Source organism: Arthrobacter sunyaminii (genome assembly GCF_018866305.1).
Classification (GTDB): domain Bacteria; phylum Actinomycetota; class Actinomycetes; order Actinomycetales; family Micrococcaceae; genus Arthrobacter_B; species Arthrobacter_B sunyaminii.
Genome location: NZ_CP076456.1, coordinates 3,454,793 through 3,475,677 on the forward strand (window position 1 = coordinate 3,454,793; position 20,885 = coordinate 3,475,677).

General features: G+C 66.2%; 19 protein-coding genes. 10 read left to right on the forward strand and 9 right to left on the reverse strand.

Annotated features, from left to right (window positions below):
- Positions 1 to 16 precede the first annotated feature (16 nt).
- The 7 genes from KG104_RS15655 (at position 17) to KG104_RS15685 (ending at position 8,217) form a co-directional block, all read left to right on the forward strand.
- A complete protein-coding gene (locus KG104_RS15655; RefSeq protein WP_207347755.1) occupies positions 17 to 844 on the forward strand; it encodes a VOC family protein in 828 nt (275 codons plus the stop codon).
- A 102-nt stretch (positions 845 to 946) separates the two neighbouring features.
- Entirely contained in the window at positions 947 to 2,152 is a 1,206-nt protein-coding gene (locus KG104_RS15660) for a thiolase family protein (protein ID WP_104053079.1), read from the forward strand.
- Between the two features lie 11 nt (positions 2,153 to 2,163).
- Positions 2,164 to 2,595, forward strand: a complete 432-nt coding sequence (locus KG104_RS15665; protein ID WP_104053080.1) for a Zn-ribbon domain-containing OB-fold protein — start codon at positions 2,164 to 2,166, stop codon at positions 2,593 to 2,595.
- A gap of 2 nt (positions 2,596 to 2,597) precedes the next feature.
- Positions 2,598 to 4,064 (forward strand): aldehyde dehydrogenase family protein, encoded by a 1,467-nt coding sequence (locus KG104_RS15670; protein ID WP_207347754.1) that lies wholly within the window; start codon positions 2,598 to 2,600, stop codon positions 4,062 to 4,064.
- 119 nt (positions 4,065 to 4,183) lie between these two features.
- Positions 4,184 to 5,668 carry an MFS transporter gene (locus KG104_RS15675; protein WP_207347753.1) on the forward strand — a complete coding sequence of 495 codons (1,485 nt, stop codon included), beginning with the start codon at positions 4,184 to 4,186 and terminating at the stop codon, positions 5,666 to 5,668.
- A gap of 90 nt (positions 5,669 to 5,758) precedes the next feature.
- Positions 5,759 to 7,243 (forward strand): MFS transporter, encoded by a 1,485-nt coding sequence (locus KG104_RS15680; RefSeq protein WP_207347752.1) that lies wholly within the window; start codon positions 5,759 to 5,761, stop codon positions 7,241 to 7,243.
- Between the two features lie 80 nt (positions 7,244 to 7,323).
- The gene (locus KG104_RS15685; protein ID WP_207347751.1) at positions 7,324 to 8,217 is read left to right on the forward strand and encodes a MaoC/PaaZ C-terminal domain-containing protein; all 894 of its coding nucleotides are present in this window, start codon (positions 7,324 to 7,326) and stop codon (positions 8,215 to 8,217) included.
- Positions 8,218 to 8,288: 71 nt separating this feature from the next.
- On the opposite strand, the gene trhO is transcribed toward KG104_RS15685, so the two are convergent.
- The gene (gene trhO, locus KG104_RS15690) at positions 8,289 to 9,182 is read right to left on the reverse strand and encodes an oxygen-dependent tRNA uridine(34) hydroxylase TrhO (RefSeq protein ID WP_104101910.1); all 894 of its coding nucleotides are present in this window, start codon (positions 9,180 to 9,182) and stop codon (positions 8,289 to 8,291) included.
- An 82-nt stretch (positions 9,183 to 9,264) separates the two neighbouring features.
- Between trhO and KG104_RS15695 the strand changes: the two genes are divergently transcribed.
- On the forward strand, positions 9,265 to 9,915 hold the full coding sequence (locus tag KG104_RS15695; RefSeq protein ID WP_104053086.1) for a GNAT family N-acetyltransferase: 651 nt from the start codon (positions 9,265 to 9,267) through the stop codon (positions 9,913 to 9,915).
- Between the two features lie 138 nt (positions 9,916 to 10,053).
- A complete protein-coding gene (locus KG104_RS15700; protein WP_207347750.1) occupies positions 10,054 to 12,444 on the forward strand; it encodes a DEAD/DEAH box helicase in 2,391 nt (796 codons plus the stop codon).
- A gap of 8 nt (positions 12,445 to 12,452) precedes the next feature.
- Here KG104_RS15700 and KG104_RS15705 read toward each other — a convergent pair whose 3' ends face one another.
- The 7 genes from KG104_RS15705 to ssd form a co-directional block, all read right to left on the reverse strand.
- Positions 12,453 to 12,836, reverse strand: a complete 384-nt coding sequence (locus KG104_RS15705) for an Rv3654c family TadE-like protein (protein WP_237688610.1) — start codon at positions 12,834 to 12,836, stop codon at positions 12,453 to 12,455.
- Positions 12,837 to 12,908: 72 nt separating this feature from the next.
- Positions 12,909 to 13,238 carry a TadE family type IV pilus minor pilin gene (locus tag KG104_RS15710; protein WP_237688611.1) on the reverse strand — a complete coding sequence of 110 codons (330 nt, stop codon included), beginning with the start codon at positions 13,236 to 13,238 and terminating at the stop codon, positions 12,909 to 12,911.
- A 43-nt stretch (positions 13,239 to 13,281) separates the two neighbouring features.
- On the reverse strand, positions 13,282 to 13,740 hold the full coding sequence (locus KG104_RS18275; protein ID WP_308470489.1) for a DUF4244 domain-containing protein: 459 nt from the start codon (positions 13,738 to 13,740) through the stop codon (positions 13,282 to 13,284).
- Positions 13,741 to 13,838: 98 nt separating this feature from the next.
- Positions 13,839 to 14,429, reverse strand: coding sequence for a type II secretion system F family protein (locus tag KG104_RS15720; RefSeq protein ID WP_104053091.1), 591 nt, complete (start codon positions 14,427 to 14,429; stop codon positions 13,839 to 13,841).
- Positions 14,429 to 15,247: a type II secretion system F family protein gene (locus KG104_RS15725; RefSeq protein WP_237687089.1), complete on the reverse strand. Its 819-nt coding sequence runs from the start codon at positions 15,245 to 15,247 to the stop codon at positions 14,429 to 14,431. The genes KG104_RS15720 and KG104_RS15725 overlap by 1 nt, the downstream gene beginning before the upstream one ends.
- Positions 15,244 to 16,539 carry a TadA family conjugal transfer-associated ATPase gene (locus KG104_RS15730; RefSeq protein WP_372434161.1) on the reverse strand — a complete coding sequence of 432 codons (1,296 nt, stop codon included), beginning with the start codon at positions 16,537 to 16,539 and terminating at the stop codon, positions 15,244 to 15,246. Before KG104_RS15730 ends, KG104_RS15725 begins: the two co-directional genes overlap by 4 nt.
- Entirely contained in the window at positions 16,536 to 17,825 is a 1,290-nt protein-coding gene (gene ssd / locus KG104_RS15735) for a septum site-determining protein Ssd (RefSeq protein ID WP_207347749.1), read from the reverse strand. Before ssd ends, KG104_RS15730 begins: the two co-directional genes overlap by 4 nt.
- A gap of 187 nt (positions 17,826 to 18,012) precedes the next feature.
- On the opposite strand from ssd, the gene KG104_RS15740 reads away from it, so the two are divergent.
- Positions 18,013 to 18,804, forward strand: a complete 792-nt coding sequence (locus KG104_RS15740; protein ID WP_207347748.1) for an alpha/beta fold hydrolase — start codon at positions 18,013 to 18,015, stop codon at positions 18,802 to 18,804.
- A 25-nt stretch (positions 18,805 to 18,829) separates the two neighbouring features.
- Here the strand turns inward: KG104_RS15740 and KG104_RS15745 are convergent, their stop codons facing one another.
- Complete coding sequence (locus tag KG104_RS15745) at positions 18,830 to 20,860, reverse strand: iron ABC transporter permease (protein ID WP_207347897.1); 2,031 nt, start codon at positions 20,858 to 20,860, stop codon at positions 18,830 to 18,832.
- Between the last annotated feature and the right edge of the window lie 25 nt (positions 20,861 to 20,885).

Here is a 20,885-nt window from a genome sequence, read left to right on the forward strand (position 1 = left end):
CAGGCCGGGTGTCTGAATGAGCGCCCATGAACTCGACCATGTTGCCTTTGCCGTTCCGGCCTGGGGCCGGGCCGGAACGATGCTGCACCGGGAACTCGGAGCGCGGTTTGCCAGCGGTTTCACCCTGCCGGAGTTCAACCCGTGCCAGGTTGCCCTCGCCGAAGACATGCGGCTGGAGCTGCTGGAACCCGGCAGCTCCTCCACATCCTTCATCGCACGGTTCCTCTCCGAAAACGCAGGAAACGCCGCACCGCACCACATCACCTTCAAGGTGCAGGACATCTCCGCAGCAATCGCAGGGGCACAGGCGGCCGGAATCGAGCCGATTCTGGTGAACACCGAGCATCCGCTGTGGCAGGAAGCCTTTTTGCATCCCAAGGACACCGGGCTCGGGTTCCTGACGCAGATGGTCCAGACATCTGAAGCTCTGGAGGACATCACCGCTGCCAACGAGTTCACTGCGGACTGCCCCTGGGAGGAAGACCCGTCCTCTCCGGCCCGGCTGCCGGTTGTCTTTGGGCTGGTAACTGACCTGCAGCGTGCGGAACACGTGCTCGTCAACGTTCTCGGCGCCCGCAGGCAGCAGCTGCCGGAAGTTCCCGACGGAGAACCAGCGGCCAGCATTTTCCGGTGGCCGGAAGGCGCGGATCTCATCCTGCAGGAATCGGTGCCCGGCGCCGGAGACTCAGGCCTCAAAGCCCTGGGCTTCACCGCAGCGGACGAGCCCTGGGCCGGACCGGATTCCCCCGGACTTCTGGAATTGCTCGGTGCGGGGTCTTTTTATCCCGAACTGGGCATCAGGATTTCGCCGCTGCGCATTCCCGCCCCGGCCAGATCCGGCTAGACCGTTCACGCCTACCCAACCAGCCGGCGTCGCACATCCGGCATCTGCACGGACCTTTGTGCACCACACATTTCATATACCAGCAATGAGGAGAACAAACGTATGGGACTTCGTGGAGAAGCCGCAATCCTGGGCTATTTTGAGCTGCCGCCGGAACGCAAGCTGAAGCGTGAGAAGACCTTCAACCTGGAACAGTGGGCCCGGCTCTCCAAGGCGGCGCTGGATGACGCCGGACTGGACGCCACCGACGTCAACGGCATCGTCACCCCGATGATCGGGGAAGCGGACATGTTTGTTCCCTCCACCATCACGGAATACCTCGGCATCAACGCAAATTTCGCCGAGATCGTGGACCTCGGCGGAGCAGGTTCCGCCGCCGGAGTGTGGCGGGCCGCAGCGGCCGTGGAACTGGGACTGTGCGACGCCGTACTGGTTACCTTCCCGGGCACCCACGACGTACCGGCCGACGCCCGCCGGCCGTTCGAGATGACCGACAAAATGTACTTCGGTGCCTCATCCAACGCCTACGGGTCGCCGCAGGCAGAATTTGAAATCCCGTACGGAAACCTGGGGCAGAACGGTCCCTACGGGCAAATTGCCAAGCGGTACGGCCACGAATTCGGCTACGACGAGCGCGCCATGGCAAAAATTGCCGTGGACCAGCGCACCAACGCCTGCGCCACCCCGGGCGCCGTTTTCCACGGTCAGCCCATCACCATTGAGGACGTGCTGGCATCACCCATGGTGGCGGACCCGCTGCACATGCTCGAAATCGTGATGCCGTGCCAGGGCGGTGCCGCTGTGGTGATTGGAAACAAGGACCTCGCAGCCAAATCCAAGAACCGTCCGGTGTGGATCAAGGGCTTCGGAGAACGGGTGCCCTACAAGACACCAACCTACGCACGGGATCTGATGCACTCACCCATGATCCACGCAGCCGACCAGGCGTTTGGCATGGCCGGCATCGGACGCAACGAGGTGGACATGGTCTCCATCTACGACTGCTATTCCATCACTGTGCTGATGAGCCTGGAGGATGCCGGCTTCACCGAAAAGGGCAAAGGCATGCAGTTCGTGAACGAACACGATCTCACCTTCCGCGGGGACTTCCCGATGAACACCGCCGGCGGGCAGCTTTCCTTCGGGCAGGCGGGCATTGCCGGCGGCATGCACCACGTGATCGACGGCGTGCGCCAGATCATGGGCCGTGCCGGTGAAGCGCAGGTGACCGACTGCAACCGGGCCTTCGTGACCGGCAACGGCGGCATCATGAGCGAACAAACGGCACTGATCCTCGAAGGCAACTAGGAGTACACCCCATGAGCACCTCATACACTCTTCCGGATCTGCAGCGTCCGATGCCGGTCCCGACACCCCTGACCAAGCCGTTCTGGGATGCACTGGCGGAGCACCGCATCCGCATCCAGTATTCGCCTTCACTGGGCGAATACATCTTCTACCCCCGCCCCCTGGCCCCGGGCACCCTCGCCGACGACCTGGAATGGCGGGAAATATCCGGAGCCGGAACCCTGTACACGTATACCGTCTCCACCCGGCCGGTGGCCCCGCACTTCGCGAAGGAAGGCACCTTGGTGCTCGCGGTGGTGCAGTGGGATGAAGGCCCGAAGTTTTCCACCGAACTCGTCAACGTAGCCCACGATGACATCGAGGTGGGTATGCGGGTTAAGCCCGTTTTCTGCGATTACCCCGAAGCGGGAATCACCATGCTGCGCTACGAACCGGAGAACTGAAAATGACAGTCAGCACCGATTTTGCCCTGCCACCCGTCACCCTGCGCATCGGCAGTGAAGCGCGCAGCACGGGCAGTGGAACGCACACCCATATCAACCCCGCCACCGGCGAAGCCCAGGCACAGGTCCCGCTGGCAGGTGCCGCGGACGTTGACGACGCCGTCAACGCCGCCCACGCTGCCTTCGCGCTCTGGCGGGCAACACCGGCGGGCACCCGCGCCAAGGCGCTGCTCAAGCTGGCGCAGCTGGTCGAGGACCACACCGAGGACTTCGTCAATCTCGCCATTGCCGACAACGGCATTGCCCGCTCCAATGCCTATCCCACGGTTAACGCCGCGGTGGAGTGGATCCGGTACTACGGCGGCTGGGCTGACAAACTCCCGCTGGGCCGGATCACCTCGGTGGCCGGTGCGGGAGGATCGTTCGGCCATACCCTGCGTCAGCCCTACGGCGTGATCGGTGCAATCATCACGTGGAACGCACCGCTGATGTCCCTGGCCATGAAGGTTCCCGCCGCTCTGGCCGCCGGAAACACCGTGGTGGTCAAGCCGAGCGAGCTGACTCCCTTCACCGCTATGCTCTTCGCCGATCTGGTCACCGAAGCCGGCATACCCGAGGGCGTGTTCAATGTGGTTCCGGGCGGTGCCGAGGCAGGGGCGGCCCTGGTGGAGCACAAACTGGTCAAGAAGGTGACGTTTACCGGCGGCCCCGACACCGCACGCAAGATCACCGCGGCCTGCGCGCAGACCTTCAAACCGGTGGTCCTGGAGCTGGGCGGCAAGTCCGCCAACCTCGTCTTCGCCGACGCCGACCTCGAGGCCGCTGCCATGCACTCAACCTTCATGGCTTTCGGCATCATGAGCGGACAGGCCTGCGCCCTGCCCACCCGCCTGCTGGTCCAGGACTCCATCTACGACTCCTTTGTGGCCACCATCGGTGCAATCGCGGCCTCCTTCAAGACCGGAAACCCCCAGGAACTCGACACGATCTGCGGTCCGGTCATCAACCAAGCCGCCATCGACCGGATTCATTCGATGGTCACCCAGGCCCAGGAAGACGGGGCCCGCCTGGTTACCGGCGGACAGCGGCTTGCCGAGGACCTCGCTGACGGTTTCTTCTATCCGCCCACGGTCCTGGCCGATGTGGATCCTGCCAGCGAACTGGCGCAGAAGGAAGTCTTTGGCCCAGTGCTGGCCATCACCCGCTTCAGCGACGAGGCCGAGGCAATCGCCCTGGCCAACAGCACCGACTACGGGCTCTCCGGATACGTCTGGACCGGCGACGCCCGCCGGGCCGTCCGCGTGACCGAGGCGCTCGAAACCGGTGAAGTAACCATCAACGGCGCCCCCAGCGCAGTGGCGGAACGCCCCTTCGGCGGCATCGGCCACTCCGGCACCGGCAATGAAGGCGGCCTGGAGGGACTTGAAGAGTTCTTCTGGACCAAATCCGTCGCCTACGGGAACGGCTAACACCGAGTACAGCACCACCGCACCACCTTTCTCTAAAGATCGTCTGCTCCACCGCCGCCCGATACCTGTCGGCCGGCGCCGCTGCATTCTGTTGACCTCATAGGAAAGGCAGGACACCGATGTCCTCCACCACTCGGGCGCTCAAGCGCCCAGGCTTTGCTTCAGTAGTCATAGTCCTGGTTCTGGCCGAAATCATCTCGGCCTTCGAACTGTCCATGATGTACGTCATGCTGCCGACCCTGATCGCGGATTTCCAGGTAGACGCCAACACGGTCGCCTGGGTCGTCACCGCCTATCTGCTGGTCTCCGCCTCAGCCGCTGTGCTGGGCGGACGCTTCGGCGACATGTACGGCCGGCGAAAGGTCATGGTCATTGTCCTGGCCATCGCAGCCGTCGGTTCGCTCATCTCGCTGCTCGGGGGCTCCCTGGGCATGATTATCTTCGGCCGCGCCATTCAGGGTGTTGCCGGTGCCGTCCTGGGCCTGGCCTTCGGGCTGGCCCGCGAACACCTGGATGAAAAGCGGGTGCCGGTCGGCATCTCCATGGTCGGCGCCTCGGCCCTGATCGCCGGCGCCGGCGGATCCATGATCGCCGGGTTCATGATCGATCTCTTCTCCTGGCACGGGATCTTCGTCTTCGCTGCCGTCCTGGCGGTCATTGCCGCTGTGGCCATCCAGCTGGTTATTCCGCGGGACACCAACGCAGTCACCACGGACAAACCCGACTACCTGGGTGCCATCCTGCTGCCCATCGCGGTCAGCGCCCTCCTGCTGGGACTCTCCAACAGCTCAAAGACCGGCTTCCTGTCGGTGGAGTTCCTGGGCCTGATCGGCCTGGGCCTCGCTGCTGCCGCGGTGTGGGCGTGGTGGGAACTGCGGGTTGAATCGCCGATCGTGAACCTGCGGATGTTCAAGAACAAGCAGATTGCCCTGGCCATGACCGCAACGGTGTTCGCCGCCGTCGGTCCCCTGGGCGGAGTGTCCGTTCCCTCGCAGATGATCATGCAGTCCCCCGAGTCGCTGGGGTACGGGCTGGGCTTTACGCCCACCGAATCGGGCGTCATCATCTGCCTTACCGCCCTTGTTGGCTTCGCTCTCTCGCCGGTGGGCGGGAAACTGTCCTTCCGGTACGGGGCGCGGATTGTGTTTATCGGAGGGCTCGTGCTGATGGCCCTGGTCCTGCCCCTCATCCTGCTCACCTACGGGAACGTGGCAATGTACGTAGTGGCGATGACTCTGAACGGCGTCGGCATTTCCCTCACCTACGGTGCGCTGCCGAACCTGCTCGTTGAGGTGGTCCCGGAAACCCACACCTCGGAAACAGCCGGAACCAACACCATGATCCGCAACGTCGGCCAGTCCGCGGCGATCGCCATCGGCGCGTTCATCCTCGCCAAGAACACGGACCCGGCAACCCAGGCCATTTCACAGCAGGGCATCAGCGCCGCCCTGCTCCTGGTCCTGGCCTTTGCCGTGCTCTCGGTCATCATGGGGCTGATGCTGAGCCGCAATCCCAAGCCCTGGGTTCCCGAGACGGTTGGCGAGCGCGACATTCGCCGCGGGACAACGCGCGATCCGGAAGGCATCGTTTCAGCCTCTGCCTAGTCAACAGCGAAGTTCCCGTAAGCGCTGGCATGCACCGCCTCACGCGGTGCATGCCAGCCTTTGGTTTCCACACACGAAAGGCAGGACGCGATGTCCTCCACCGCAAGGGCGCTGAAACGTCCCGGGTTTGCACCGATTGTCATAGTCCTGATTCTCGCTGAGATTGTCTCGGCCTTCGAGCTGTCCATGATGTACGTAACCCTGCCCACCCTGATGAGGGACTTCCAGGTGGACGCAAACACGGTTGCCTGGGTTGTTACGGCCTTCCTGCTGGTGTCAGCCTCCGCCGGTGTTCTGGGTGGACGCTTCGGAGATCTGTACGGCAGGCGGAAGGTCATGGTCATTGCCCTGGTCATCGCAGCCATCGGTTCGCTCATCTCGCTGCTCGGGGGCTCCCTTGGCATGATCATCTTCGGCCGCGCCATTCAGGGTGTTACCGGTGCGGTGCTGGGTCTGGCTTTCGGACTGGCCCGCGAACATCTCGACGAAAAACGTGTTCCGGTGGGCATCTCCATGGTGGGGGCCTCGGCGCTCATCGCCGGCGGGGGCGGCGCACTGATCGCCGGATTCATGATTGATGCCTTCTCCTGGCACGGCATCTTCGTCTTTGCTGCCGTCGTGTCGGTTATGGCCGCGGTGAGCATCCAATTGGTGATTCCCCGGGACACGGTGCTGCCCAGCCGGGAGAAACCGGATTACCTTGGCGCGGTACTGCTGCCCATCGCCGTGAGTGCCATTCTGCTCGCGTTTTCCGGCGCTTCGAAGACCGGTTTTGCGTCCGCCCAGTTCGTCGCCCTGATCAGCGTTGGGATCGTCGCCGCCGCCGTGTGGGCGTGGTGGGAGCTGCGGGTGGAATCCCCCATCGTGAACCTTCGGATGTTCAAGAACCGCCAAATTGCCCTGGCCATGACCGCCACCGTGCTCGCCGCCGTCGGGCCTTTGGGCGGCGGGAACGTCCCGGCGCAGCTCATCATGCAATCGCCCACCTCGTCGGGATACGGGCTTGGTTTTTCCCCCACCGGCGCCGGGGTTCTGATCAGCTCAACTCTGCTGGTGGGCTACTTATTCTCACCGCTGGGCGGAAAGCTGGCCTTCCGGTTCGGCGCCCGCACAGTCTTCATCGTTGGCCTGGCGCTGGTGGCCCTGGTCATTCCCATCATCCTGCTGACCTATGGAAGCGTGCTGATGTTCATCATTGCGATGGTCCTGAACAGCACCGGCATATCGCTTGCCTACGGCGCGCTGCCGAACCTGCTCATTGAAGTGGTCCCGGAAACCCACACTTCGGAAACTGCCGGCACCAACACCATGATCCGCAACATCGGCCAGTCCGCCGCCGTTGCCATTGGCGCGTACATCCTGGCCAGCCACACCGACCCGGCCACAACGGCCGTTGCGCAGGAAGGCATCAGCTCAGCGTTCATCTTCGTGTTGATTTTCGCTGCATTGTCAGTAGTGGTGGCACTGATGCTGCGACGCACTCCCGCACAGTGGGTTCCCGAGACTGCCGGCGAGCGCGACATTCGCCGCGGCACCAACCGAAGCCCGCAAGACACGGTCCACGCACCGCTGTAACCCTCAGCTGCGAAGTCCCCGGAGCCGCCGGGGCCCATGAAATCCGCATTTCAGTAAACGCTTGTGAAAGAGGAAAGACCATGACAATCCATCTTCAGAACATCGGGAAGGTCACGGAAGGCGCTCCCGTTTCATGGGAGTCCAAGGACGCTCTCCTGTACGCCCTAAGCGTGGGTGCCGGTGCCCGCGACCAAACAGCAAACCTTGCCTTCACCACGGAAAACTCCCGGGGGATCGATCAGAGCGTGCTGCCCACCTTCGCCGTGCTTCTGGGCGGATCCGGCGGTTCCATGGATGAGCTCGGGGACTTCAAGCTTTCCCAGATCCTGCACGGCGGACAAACGGTCACGCTGCACCGCACGCTGGCCCCGGCCGGAACCGTGATTCCGCGCAGCTTTATGAGCGGCGCCTGGGACAAAGGCAAGAATGCCGTTGTTGAGCTCACCACCCACCTGCTCGACGCCGACACCCGGGAGCTCACTGCCACCTCAGTGACCTCCATGATTATCCGCGGAGAGGGCGGCTTCGGATCCGAGCCGGCACCGCATGACGGGTGGGAGCTGCCCGACCGCCCGGCCGATCTTGTGGACGTACAAAGGACCTCTCCCGACCAGGCCCTGCTCTACCGCCTCAACGGCGACCGCAACCCGCTGCATTCAGACCCCGCGATGGCCGCCATGATCGGCTTTGAGAAGCCCATCCTGCACGGACTGTGCACTATGGGCTTCGCCGGCCGTGCCCTCCTGGAAGGCGCGTTGGGGTCCGACGTCGATGCGTTCGGCTCGCTGAGCGTCCGTTTTGCCGCACCGGTGATTCCGGGCGACGAGCTGACCACCAGCATGTGGATGACCGAAACCGGTGCCGTTTTCCAGACACGGGTTGGGGACACCGTGGTCCTGGACCGCGGCACCTGCCTCCGCCGCGATGCGCTGGCGGCCGGTGAAAGCCTGCTTTCCGAACCGGCTACGGCCTAACGTCACGGTCCGGCGGCGCGGCGGCGGCCCCACCAGGCTTCGCGCCCGGGCTGCCGCCGTCGTCATCGTTCCTATTCGATGCAGCCGTCCGGGCACCGCAGGGTGGACGGGTCCGAGGCGCACTCCGCGCAGTACAGGGTGAGCTTGCGGCAGGAGGGGTTGGAGCAGTTCTCGAACTTGCTGGTGGGAGCCTCGCAGCGCACACACTTGCCGATGGTGGCGGCGTCCTCGGTGAACTCCATGTGCATCCGCTTGTCGAAGACGTAGAGCGAGCCTTCCCACAGTCCCTTGTCACCGTAGGCTTCCCCGTAGCGGACAATCCCGCCCTGCATCTGGTAAACCTCTTTGAAGCCGCGGTTGACCATCAGCGAGGACAGGACCTCGCAGCGGATGCCGCCGGTGCAGTAGGTCACCACCGGCTTGTCCTTGAGATCGTCGTATTTGCCGGAATCCAGTTCGGCGATGAAGTCATGCGTGGTGGCAACGTCGGGCACCACGGCCCCCTTGAACTTGCCGATCTGGGCTTCAAAGGCATTCCGGCCGTCAAAAAAGACCACCTCTTCGCCGTCGGCCTTCTTCTCCTCCACCAGCTGGTGGAGTTCTTCCGGCCGCAGGTGGGTGCCTCCGCCCACTACTCCGTTCTCGTCAACCTTCAGTTCACCCGGGGCGCCGAAGCTGACGATTTCCTGGCGGACCTTGACGCTCAGCCGCGGGAAGTCCTCCGCACCGCCCTCGGAATACTTGATGTCCATCTTCTTGAAGGCCGGATATTCGCGGGTGGCCTTCACATATGCCTTCACGGCGTCAAGCTCGCCGCCCACGGTTCCGTTGATCCCGTCGGGCGAGATCAGGATCCGGCCGCGCAGTCCCAACTTCTCGCAGAGGGCGCGCTGCCAGAGGCGCACGGCCTCCGGATCGGGGAGGGGCGTAAAGGCGTAATACAGTGCAATTCGGTTCAAAGCCACACATTAAGGGTAGACCGGCGCGGGACCCCGAATTTCATCAGCGCACATACCTTTCACCTGCCGCCCCCGCTAGTGTTCATTCATGAGCCTGCTGGACGATGATTTGCTTGAGACCTGGGTGACCGGATGGGCGCAGGCCCGCGGCTATCGAACCCGACGGGAAGGCCGTTTTCCGGCGGCTTTCCTGCACGACAAAACCAACGACTGGGAGTACTTCGCCCTGGAACCCTCCCATGACGAATTCGCGGCGCTGGCTTCCTCGGCCCGGATGAGTCCCGGGCGGCTCTTCACCATCGTCACCGGACGCGTGAATGAAATCCACGGCGCCGCCTTGGTTTACGGGCTGAATGTCCGGTCCGCGGACGAGGTTTTCATGACACTGGACATGACCGGGCAGGACATTGAAGACCCGCTGCCGCTGGACGGTTTTGAAGCGGAAACGGTGCGCAACGGCAAGGTGGGCACCGTTACCGTCACAGCCGACGGCGAGCTGGCCGCGCGGGGCAGCGTGGCGATCGTGGAAGGGCATGCGGTGTACGACCGGATTGTCACCGAGCCCGGGTTCCGACGGCGCGGGCTGGGCAGCTACGTGACGCGGGCTCTCACCGCAGTGGCCATGGAACACGACGCCGATTCCGGGCTGCTGGTCGCCACCGCCGACGGGCTGGAACTGTACACCTACCTGGGCTGGGAAAACCTGGCCAGCGTGGTGATGTTCGAACCGCGGCTGTAGGCGTCTGCGGCCGGTTTGCGGCGGCTTTTGTGGTGGCTTTTGCGGTCGTGTTTGCGGCGGAAACGCAGCGGTTCAGCCCGGAGCTGAGCGGGCGCGTTTAACAGCGGCTGTCCAGACGGCCGGTGGGAGAATGGCACAGTGGCCCTACATGATTCCCTGATCCCCCTGCTCGGCTCCGGCGCCGACCCGGAACAGCTGGTCCATGTCCACGAAATCCCCGCCCGCCAGGCTGTTCCCGTTCCGTGGCCGGACTGGGCGCACCCCGACGTCGTTGCCGCCTACGCCACGGTGGGTGTCCACGAACCCTGGCGCCACCAGATTGAAGCCGCAGAGTCCGCGCACTCGGGGCAGCACACGATTATTTCCACCGGCACCGCCTCCGGAAAATCCCTGGCCTACCTGCTGCCTGCCCTGGACGAGATCCACCGCACGGCACTGGATGACCGGGTCACGCTGGAGCCAACCGGGTCGGTGGCCCTCTATCTGGCCCCCACCAAGGCATTGGCCGCTGACCAGCTTTCCGCCGTGAACGCCCTGCAGCTTCCCACCGTGCGCGCTGAAACATACGACGGCGATACAGACACCGGTGCCCGGCGCTGGATCCGGGACCACGCCAACCTGGTGCTGGCCAACCCCGACATGCTGCACTTCGGGGTACTGCCCAACCATGCCTGGTGGGCCAGGTTCTTCCGCCGGCTGAAGTACGTCATCATTGACGAGGCCCACAGCTACCGCGGTGTCTTCGGTTCCAACGTTGCCAACCTCATGCGCCGGCTGCGCCGGATCTGCCGCTACTACGGCGCCGACCCGGTGTTCATCGGAGCGTCCGCCACCTCGGCGGACCCGGCCTCCTCCTTCGGCAGGTTGATCGGCGGCGAGGTCACCGCCGTCACCCGCGACGCCTCTCCGCACGGAGCCACCACCGTGGCGCTCTGGGAGCCGCAGCTCACCGAGCTCAAGGGCGAAAACGGGGTGCGCTCCCGGCGGACCGTCATTGCCGAAACCTCCGACCTGCTGGCCAACCTGGTGGCGGCACAGGTCCGCACCATTGCCTTCATCAAGTCCCGCCGCGGCGCCGAAACCATTGCCACCATCACCCGCCGGCTGCTGGATGAGGTGCATCCCTCGCTGCCGGACCGGGTGGCCGCGTACCGCTCCGGATACCTCCCGGAGGAACGCCGCGAGCTGGAACGCCGGCTGCGCAGCGGCGAGCTGCTGGGCATTTCCAGCACCTCCGCCCTGGAGCTCGGTATCGATGTTTCCGGGCTCGACGCCGTGCTGGTGGCCGGCTGGCCCGGCACCCGGGCTTCCCTCTTCCAGCAGATCGGGCGGGCCGGCCGCTCCGGCCAGGACGCGCTGGCCGCCTTCGTGGCCAGTGACGATCCCCTCGATACGTACCTGGTGCACCATCCGGAGGCGATCTTCGACATTTCGGTGGAAGCAACTGTCTTTGACCCGTCCAACCCCTATGTGCTCGGCCCGCACCTCTGTGCCGCCGCCGCCGAAATCCCGCTGACCCCCGACGAGCGGGAGCTCTTTGGTCCCACCGCTGCCGGACTGCTGGATCAACTGGTGGACCAGGGCTACCTGCGGCGCCGGCCCTCGGGGTGGTTCTGGACGCATGCGGAAAGTGCAGCCGCCCTGGTGAACCTGCGGGCGGACGGCGGCGGGCCGATCAACATTGTGGAATCCGACACCGGAATGCTGCTGGGCACCATGGATTCGCCGCAGAGCCAGTACCAGGCCCACACCGGCGCGGTCTACGTGCATCAGGGCCAGACGTTCCTGGTGGACGAGCTTAATGAAGCGGACCACTGCGCGATGGTCACCCGCGGCAACCCGGAGTTCTACACCCAGGCCCGGGACGTCACCCAGATTGAAGTGATCGAGACGGAACGGACCTCGCATTGGGGCGAGATTCAGGTCTGTTTCGGCACCGTGAAGGTCACCACCCAGGTGGTCTCTTTTCAGCGCAAGGCCCTGATTTCCAACGAGATCCTGGGCGAGGAGCCGCTGGAACTTGAGGCCAAGGAACTGTTCACCAAAGCGGTGTGGTTTGTCATTGACGAGCACCTGCTCACCGGGGCGGGCCTGATTCCGGCCGATTTTCCCGGCGCCCTGCACGCTGCCGAGCATGCCTCCATCGGGATGCTGCCGCTGATCGCCACCTCCGACCGCTGGGACATCGGCGGCGTTTCCACCGCCCTGCACGCCGACACCGAGAAGCCCACCATCTTCGTGTACGACGGACATCCCGGCGGTGCAGGCTTTGCGGAACGGGCCTATGAAGCCGCCGAGCTGTGGCTGACCGCCACCCGCGACGCCATCCGTGCCTGCGAGTGCGAGCGCGGCTGCCCCTCCTGCGTGCAGTCCCCCAAGTGCGGCAACAAGAACAATCCGCTGTCCAAGGCCGGTGCGGTGACCCTGCTGCAGGTGCTGCTGGACAACGCCCGCAGCAGGGAAACCGAACCCGGCTCCGGCGCTGCTCCCGCTGCGGCTGCAGCAGCGCCGGTCCGGCAAGCGGGCTAAGACCAGACTCACGGCGGAGGTCCGGCGCGGGCATGCCCGGTGGCAGGCTGCGGCAGCAGCGGGACGGGCACCCGGGTTTCCACCTGGACGGTCCGCTCTCCGGTGTCCACCGTGCATGCTGCCAGTACGGCGCCGTTGCGGCCGGCCACCTCTGCAGCCACCACGCACGGCTCTCCGCTCCGAAGTTCACGAACCGTGTCAGCGGCCGCGAGTGCTGCCAGATCGGCCGCGGTGGCCGCCCTGCTTGCGGCCACCGCGGTTTGCAGCAGCATCAGAACGGCTGCGCACAGGATCAGCAGCAATAGTCCGGAACCCAGCACCATGACCGTGCCCGCGCCCTCCTCGGTTTTATCTCCTTTCCCGGCCGCAGCGGCCGCTCGCGCTTCTCCCACGTTGGTTCGTCCTTTCGGCTGGTCGTGGTCCGATCTGTCCGGTTGCCCGGCGGCACGCTTCCTCTGGCTTGTTTAGTTTCCGGGTGGCAGGGATTCCGGAAGCGCCGCGGCAGATCCGGTCAGCTCAAGCGGCAGCCGGTCCAGCAGCGGAGCCGAGACGGAGGTCCCTACTTCCACCAGCATCCATTCCCCGTCCGCGGTGACGGTCACCCGTGCACCGGGTCCTGCGATCCGGCGGGCCGCGTCCTCCGCTTCGGCGGTGCCTCCGCGCATGATTTCCCGTGCCGCCGCCCGCGCGGCTTCTTCCACCCGCAGTTGGGTGGCTCCCGCTGCCACTCCCGTCAGGACGGCGGCCAGGAGCAGCACGACGGCGGGCAGGCCCACGGCCAGTTCAGCGGTCACCGCTCCGCGTGAGGACTCTGCCGGTGGATTCTCCCGCTGTACGCTACCCAAGGGTGAGGGCACTGCGGATCAATCCCATGAGCAGGGACCGCACCTCGCCGCTGCCCAGGACCGCTACCAGAAGGGCGGCAAAGGCAACGGCCGCCAAGGTGGCAATCGCATATTCTGCCGTTGCCATTCCTGCTTCGCTGTCGCGGAAGCTTCTCCGGCGGCGCTCCCCTCTGTTGAGGGGAATCGGCAACACGTTCTCCGTTGCCCGGGGGTAGAGCACGGTCACTGTGCCGAATCCCGAGCCGCAGGGTTGGCTCCCGGAAGCCGGCGCCCCGGGACTGTGCTCCGTTGAAAAAACGGGCGCGTCCGGCTCGCAGTTCGACTCACCGGTGCTGCCCCGGCCGCGCTGGACGGTGGTAACGGATCTGCTTAAACCTGGCATGGTTCCTCCTGATGTGATTGCTGTGAGCTGTAACTGCACCGCTGTTGAGGCGGTGATCCGATCCTTCATCGGCCGGCCCCTCGGAACCAGTGAGGATGTTGCCGTTCCGGACAACGCCCGCGGGCAAGACGGTTGTGGAGGATGCGCAGCACCCGCGCAGATGTGTCTTAGGGAAGCGACGGCAGCAGGGACATCAGCAGCGGCACCACTGTCAGGGCCACGAATGCCGGGAGCGCACACAGCCCCAGGGGAACCACGAGCCGGACCCCCAGAGCCGCGGCACGGCGTTCCGCTTCGCGGGCCCGGCGGCGGCGTATCTGCGCCGCCTCCGCCACCAGGACCGCAGCTGACGGCGCCCCGGTGGTGGCTGCGAATCTCAGTGCTTCGCGGAGGTGTGCTGCGGGCTCGGGGAGCCGGCTGCGCTCCGGTGCCGCCAGATCCCACGCTGCCGCCCAGGGGGCACCCAGCTCCAGGGCAGCCTGCACCCGGCAAAGACACACTGAGGTGTCCGGTTCCACTACCTCTGCCAAGACGGAAAGCGCCTGGAGGAGCGGCTGCCCGGCCTCCAGCATGGCTGCCGTCAGATCCAGCATCAGGGCAGGATCCTCTATGCCTGCCCCGGGAACGGCGTTGTGTCCCGGTGTCCTCTGCGCACCGTCCCCGTTTGGAGAGACAGTGAGCGGCGCGGTATTCCATCCCGGCAGCAGGAGCAGCGCAACGGCGGCAGCAAGAAATACCGCCACCAGGGCTCCGGTCATCAGATGCCTGCTGCCTGACGCACGAGCGCACGCGACCAGAACCTTCCAGCCAGGGACAAGGCAACTCCTGCCGTCCCTGCCAACCAGCCAAGGGGACTGCCCAGCAGCACGCCCACGGGATCTGCCCCCAGCAAATAACCAAGGCCCAGCCCTCCCACCGGTAACCAGGTCAGCAGGCGGACGGTTGCCTGGGGTCCGGCCATTGCGGTCTCCCGCGCCGCCTGGCTGTCCAAACCGCTCTCCAGCTGCGCGGCATACCGTCCGAGGACACCGGCCAGAGGTGCACCGCTGCGCTCCGTCACGCTCACGCACGCCGCAAGTCCGGTCCACAACCCGGCCAGGGATGCTGCGTCACGGCTCCGGCCCGACCGCCGCGTCTTCCGAGCTGTTCCAGTCTGTTCCTGCGCAGCGGCACGGAAAACCGGTACAGGGCTGATGCCCAGGGATGCGGACTGCGCGGCGGCCTCCAGCACCGGCAGCAGCCGCGCGGGCAGGGACCCAGCGGATTCCTTCCCGGCCGCTGCCTGCAGGGTTGCTGCGTCAGCCCAGAGCTGGTGCGGGGCGCGGCCGGCCGCCAGCAGACCAGTGAGCTGATGGATCAGAAGTGGCAGCTCCTGCAGTGCCGGCTCAGAACGGGACCGTCGAAAGTCCGAAGATAGCCGATGCAAAAGCGAGGGCCGCAGGAACCGGTCCTCTGGCCGGCCGGGACCCGACAGGCGGCGGCCCAGGCCCGGACTCAATTGCCCCGGGTTTCGGGAAGGCGACAGCAGCAGAACCGCCGACAGCCCGAGCAGCCCGGTAATCCAAAGACCGGTCATGAAACGGAGGTCTCCAAGGCCCCGGCGATTCCGCAGGAGGGCTGTTGCCCGTCTGGGCGGGACGGTGCCGCTTCCTCCCCGGAACCGCCGATCCGCCCCTGAAGCGCAGCCCACCCCTCGCCGTGCCGATCTGCAGCATCCGTTGGCAGCAGCGGCCGCAACGCCGGCACCGCCAGCAGCCGGCCGTCAGCCGATGCCGTGATCACGGCTATTTCGGCAACCCGGCGGCCGGCGGCGCTGCGGGCCAGATGCACCACCACGTCCAGGGCGCTTGCAGCCTGCAGAGTAACCGCGGTGCTGCTCATGCCGGCGAGCGCCCCGAGAGCTGCCAGCCGGGCGGGAACATTGGCAGCCGAGTTGGCATGGATTGTGCCACCGGCGCCGTCGTGACCGGTGTTCATGGCGGCCAGGAGTTCACGGACCTCGGCGCCGCGGCACTCCCCCACGATCAGCCGGTCCGGCCGCATCCGCAGAGCCTGGCGCACCAGTTCGGCCTGATCCACTGACCCGGCTCCTTCGACGTTGCCATGCCGGCTTTGCAGGCCCACAACATGCGGGTGGCGGGGATCCAGCTCTGCGGCGTCCTCCACGAGCACCAGCCGTTCGTGCGGTTTACTCAATGACAGCAAGGTGGAGAGCAGTGTGGTCTTTCCCGTGCCGGTGGCTCCGCTGATCAGGAAGTTCAGGCGGGACGCGATGATGCGCCGAAGCACTGCGGCGCACTCAGGATCCATAGTTCCACCGGCCTGCAGTTCCTCCATGGTGAAGGTCAGCGTGCGCCGGATGCGGATGGAGAGCAGCGTGGAACCGGTGGATACCGGACGCAGCACCGCATGGACCCGGTAGCCGCGCAGCTGAACATCCACGCACGGATTGGAGTCATCCAGCCGCCTTCCCCCGGCGGCAATCAACCGGGCGGCAAGTCCCTGAACCTCCGCGTCGGAACCGAACCGCAGCCCGGTCAGTTCCAGCCCGTGCCCGCTGTCCACCCATACCCGGTCCGGCCCGTTCACGAGGATGTCACTGATCCCCGGGAGTAACGCCAGTTCCTGCAGCGGGCCGAGCCCCTGCAGTTCCGCCTGCACCCGGTCAACGGCGCGCAGGGCCCCCTGGGTGCCGAGCAGCCGCCCGCTGGAGTGCACTGCAGCTGCCAACCGGGCCGCGGTGACGGGCTCGCCGTCGTCCAGCATCCTGCGGCGAACCTCCCGCACCATGGTCGAATCACCGGCGCGGGGTGCCTGGTCATCTGCGGGCAAGGAAGATGCTGCCCGGCGGCCCTTTGCCCCGCTCATGACAGCGGCCTTTGCCTCGGGTCAGCGGGCTGGGGCACCTCGGCGGCAAACCGTTCCACCAGCTGTCCGGTTACCCGCCGGATGCTGCGGCTGCGGCCACGCTGCAGCAACAGTCCGCGTGCCTCGGCGTGTTCGAGGCGGCGCGTCGCGGGCAGGTAGCCGGCCAGGGGCAGCCCGGCGGCGTCAGCTGCACGGGCGTCGTCCAGTCCGTCGCCCAGCGGTCCACGGACCACTGCTGCTTTGGGTACGGTGCCTCCCAGGCTTCGACTCAATGATCTGGCTGCGAGCACGGGCCGCAGCCGTCCCGGAACCACCACCAGCAATGCGTCGCAGGAGAGCAGCAGCTGACCGGGCAGGTGCCGTGCGCAGTCCACAATGGTGAGGGCAAAGGCCGCACGGGCTGCGTCCATGACTGCCCGGATGCTTTCTTCCGCAGGAGCTTCAACCAAGGACTGTGTTCCCGAATACCCGGGTCCCGCCTCGCCGTCGTCGGCATCGGAATCCGCGGAACCACCGGCGAGCAGCGCAAAACCCGACACCCGAGGCAGCGCAGAAGTGAGCTGCACCGGGTTCAACGCCCCGCGGACCTCCGTCAAGTCGGGCCAGCGCACTCCGGGGACTTCACCGCTTCCCAGGCTGGCGTCCAGTCCACCGCCGAGGGGGTCGCCGTCCACCAACAGCGTTTCCATCCGGTGTTCGGCAGCTTCCTGGGCCAGCCAGCACGAAAGGGTGGAGGCCCCGGCTCCCCCGCTTCCGCCCACGACTCCCAGCACAAAGCCCGAATTGTGTTCTCGCCGGCGACCAAGGTATTCCGCCAACCAGCCCGAAGCCGCCGGAAGCACGGCTACGCGCGCGGCTTCGAGCCGGGCTGCCTGCTTCCACAAATCCGTGTCCTGCTCGAAGCCCACCAGGATGGTTTCCGCCCGTCGACGCCGGTTCCTGTCCGGTGACATACGGTGTCCAGGTCCCACACCCGCCAGGTCGCTGCCCAAGAGCATCACTTCTGGGTTGCGCTGGAATGCGGCTGCTGCGTCCGGCATCACTTCCAACTCCACGCCCGCTGCCGCAGCAATTCTGGCCACCTCATCCTGGATCCGCTGGGATGCACTGATCAGGATGACCGGCGCCGAGGTGCTTGGACCGCGGGCCGTTGAATGGGACGGGGCACTCTCCGTGCGCAGGTTAAACCGAGCCGGTGCCCGTGTGTGTTCCGCCGGGAACTGCGCCCGCAGCGCGCGTGCCTTCCGGTGCCCGGAGGACGGCACCCACAGTTGTTCTTCGCTCATGCTCCCAGAGTTGCCCAGCCGCAGCAGCAGTACAGCGGACCACTGCAGCGCTGGGGACAAGCCGAGGTTGCCCGTACGGTGTGGAGGACGGGCGTGAAGGAACACAGCGCCGGCAGCCCGCGTGGGAGGATGGAGGGGCTACATCCGCGGTGAAAACAGAAGTGGAACAGGAAGGTATGCCGGACGCATGACGTACCTGCAGATCAACGGCATGGACCTTTATGCAGAGGTTGCCGGCGACGGCGCCCCTGTTCTCCTGCTCCACGGCGGCTTCTGCTCCCTGGAAGCGATGCGGGAGCTCTCCGATTCCCTGGTCCCGCACTATCGGGTGCATGCCTTCGAGCGTCCCGGCCACGGCCGCTCCGCCGACATCGACGGCGAATACAGCTACGCCCGCGGACTGGCTGACACGCTGGCCTACCTCGACAGCCAGAACCTCGAAGCTGTCCATGTCATCGGTTACAGCGACGGCGCCATCCTTGGGTTGCTGCTCGCACTAGAGCATCCGGGGCGTGTCCGCTCCCTCACGGCCATCAGCGCCAACCTGGATCCCTCTGCCTTCAGCACCGACGAAGAGCACCAATCGCTGGTGCTCACACCGGCGCGGCAGAGTCCTGTCCACACCGCTGGCGGACCCGACGGCGACGGCGCATCCGCTTCGGCCGCCAAACCCGACGTCGAACGCCTGCACTACGAACGGCTGTCACCCGACGGCCCGGAGCACGCCGACGTCGTCCTCAATAAGCTGTTCCGGCTCTGGACCACGGAACCGAACATCCCGGCAGCGGACCTTACCCGCATCACCGCTCCCGTCCTGATCATGGCCGCGGACCGCGACTCGATTCGGCCGGACCACACCCTCCTGATGGCAGCCTCCATTCCCGGCGCCCGGCTGTGCATAGTGCCGGGCGCATCGCACGGATTGGTGGCCGAGCACCCGAAGCTGATCAGCACCGTGATCCGCGGCTTCCTGCCCTAGTCAGCTGGTCAGCAGCCGGCACCGCCTAGCGTGAGCGGCGCAGCAGCCAGACGAAGTACGGCGCGCCGATTAGCGCAATCATCAGCCCCGCGGGAATAGAGGCGGGGGCGATGAGCGTGCGGCCCAGCGTATCCGCAACGCAGACGAGCAGTGCTCCGACCATCATGGACACGGGGATGAGGCGCCCGTGCCGCGCTCCGACCAAAGCCCGGGCAAGATGCGGAGCCACCAGGCCCACAAAGCCCACTGCTCCGACGGCGACCACACTGAGTGAAGCGAGGACGGCCGCGACGGACAGCACCCCGAGCCGGGTCCGTTCCAGCTGCACGCCGAGGATGCGCGGAGTGTCCTCATCCACCGCGAGGAGATCGAGCTGCCGCCGCATGCCAAACAGCAGCGGAACCGCGACAACGAGCGCGGCCGCGACCGGAACGACGTCGGGCAGCGTCCTTCCATATGTTGTGCCGGACAGCCAGGTGAGGATGCGCGGCGTATTCCATGGATCGGCGCGGAGCAGGAAAAAGGTCGTCAGGGCGCTCAGCCCGTAGCCGCAGCCGATGCCGATCAGCACGAAACGGTCCGGCAGGAACCCGCCGCGCCAGGTCAGGAGGGCAATCAGGCCGAACGTGGCCAGTCCCGTCGCCACCGCGGTGAGGATCAGGAGGGACCGCCCGCCGCCGAGCATGGTGACGACTATGACGGCGCCGAGGCCCGCGCCGGCGGTGATGCCGAGGATGCCGGGTTCGGCGAGCGGATTGCGCACCGTGCTCTGCACCACGCAGCCGGCCAGCGCCAGTGCGGCACCGGCCAGCAATGCTGCGGCCACACGCGGCATCCGGTCATCCAGCGCCCGCCCAATCAGGTCCGGTGCCGTGCCGTTCAGCCACAGGGCAACGTCGCCGGTGCGCAGCCACAGGCTGCCGGCGAGCAGGCCCGCCACAGCGGCGGCCGCGAGCAGGACGCCGGCACCGGCCAGCACCAGCACGAAGCGGCGACGGGTGCGCAGCCCGCCGCGTGCCTGCGGGGGCTGGCGGACCGGGCCGGAGTCCCGCAGCCGCAGCGCGAGCAGAACAATGACCACGGCCCCGAGCAGGGCGGTGGGGATCCCGGTGGGAATGGACGAAGCACCTTCAGCCCCGAGGAGAGCCCGCAGGGTCGCGTCTGCCAGCAGGATCAGGAGTGAACCGAGGAGGCCGGACACGGGAATCAGGAAAACGTGGCGGTTCAGCACCGGGATCCGGCTGGCAAGCAGCCGCGCGAGTACCGGTGCCCCGAGACCGACAAAGGCGATCGGCCCTGCAAGCGTCACGGAGACGGCCGTGAGCACGACGGCGGCAACAACTGCGGCGATGCGGGTTGAACGGAGCGGCACGCCGAGCGAAAACGCGGTGTCATCGCCGAGGCCGAGCACGTCCAGGCGCCTGGCAAGCAGCAGGGCACCCGCGAGCGCGACAATGATGACCGGCGCTGCACGTACGGACGCGTCGAGGTTCAGCTGCGCCAGGGATCCGCTGCCCCAGGCAAAGAGACCTGTCGTGTTCTCCTTGAAGAGGATCAGGAGCATCGCGGTGGCCGCATCCAGGGCCATGGCGGTCGCGGACCCGGCAAGGATGAGCCGTGTGGTTCCCGAGCCGGCGGAAGTTCCGGCGAGACCCAGCACGAGTGCGGCAGCGGCCAGCCCGCCCACAAACGCGACGCCGCTGGATGCCCAGAGCGGAACGGCCAAGCCAAAGGCGGCGACAATGGTGAGCGCGAAGTAGGAACCGGCGGTGACCGCGAGCGTGTCCGGCGACGCGAGGGTGTTCCGGGAGATCGACTGCAGCAGCGCTCCGGCAACCCCAAGCGCGAAACCGACCCCCACTCCGGCGAACAGACGCGGCAGGCGGGAACCGGTCAAAATGTCGCTGACCGGCACGCCGCCAATGTCCTCCCGGGCACCGCCGGCCAGGCGCACCAGATCCAGCATGCCAACACCGGACGTGCCCTGGGTCAGGTGCCACATGCCCACCAAAACGACGGCGGCGAGCAGGGCGGCCAATACGGCCGCCCCGCTCATCCCGGCGCGAAGACCGGCGTCCGGC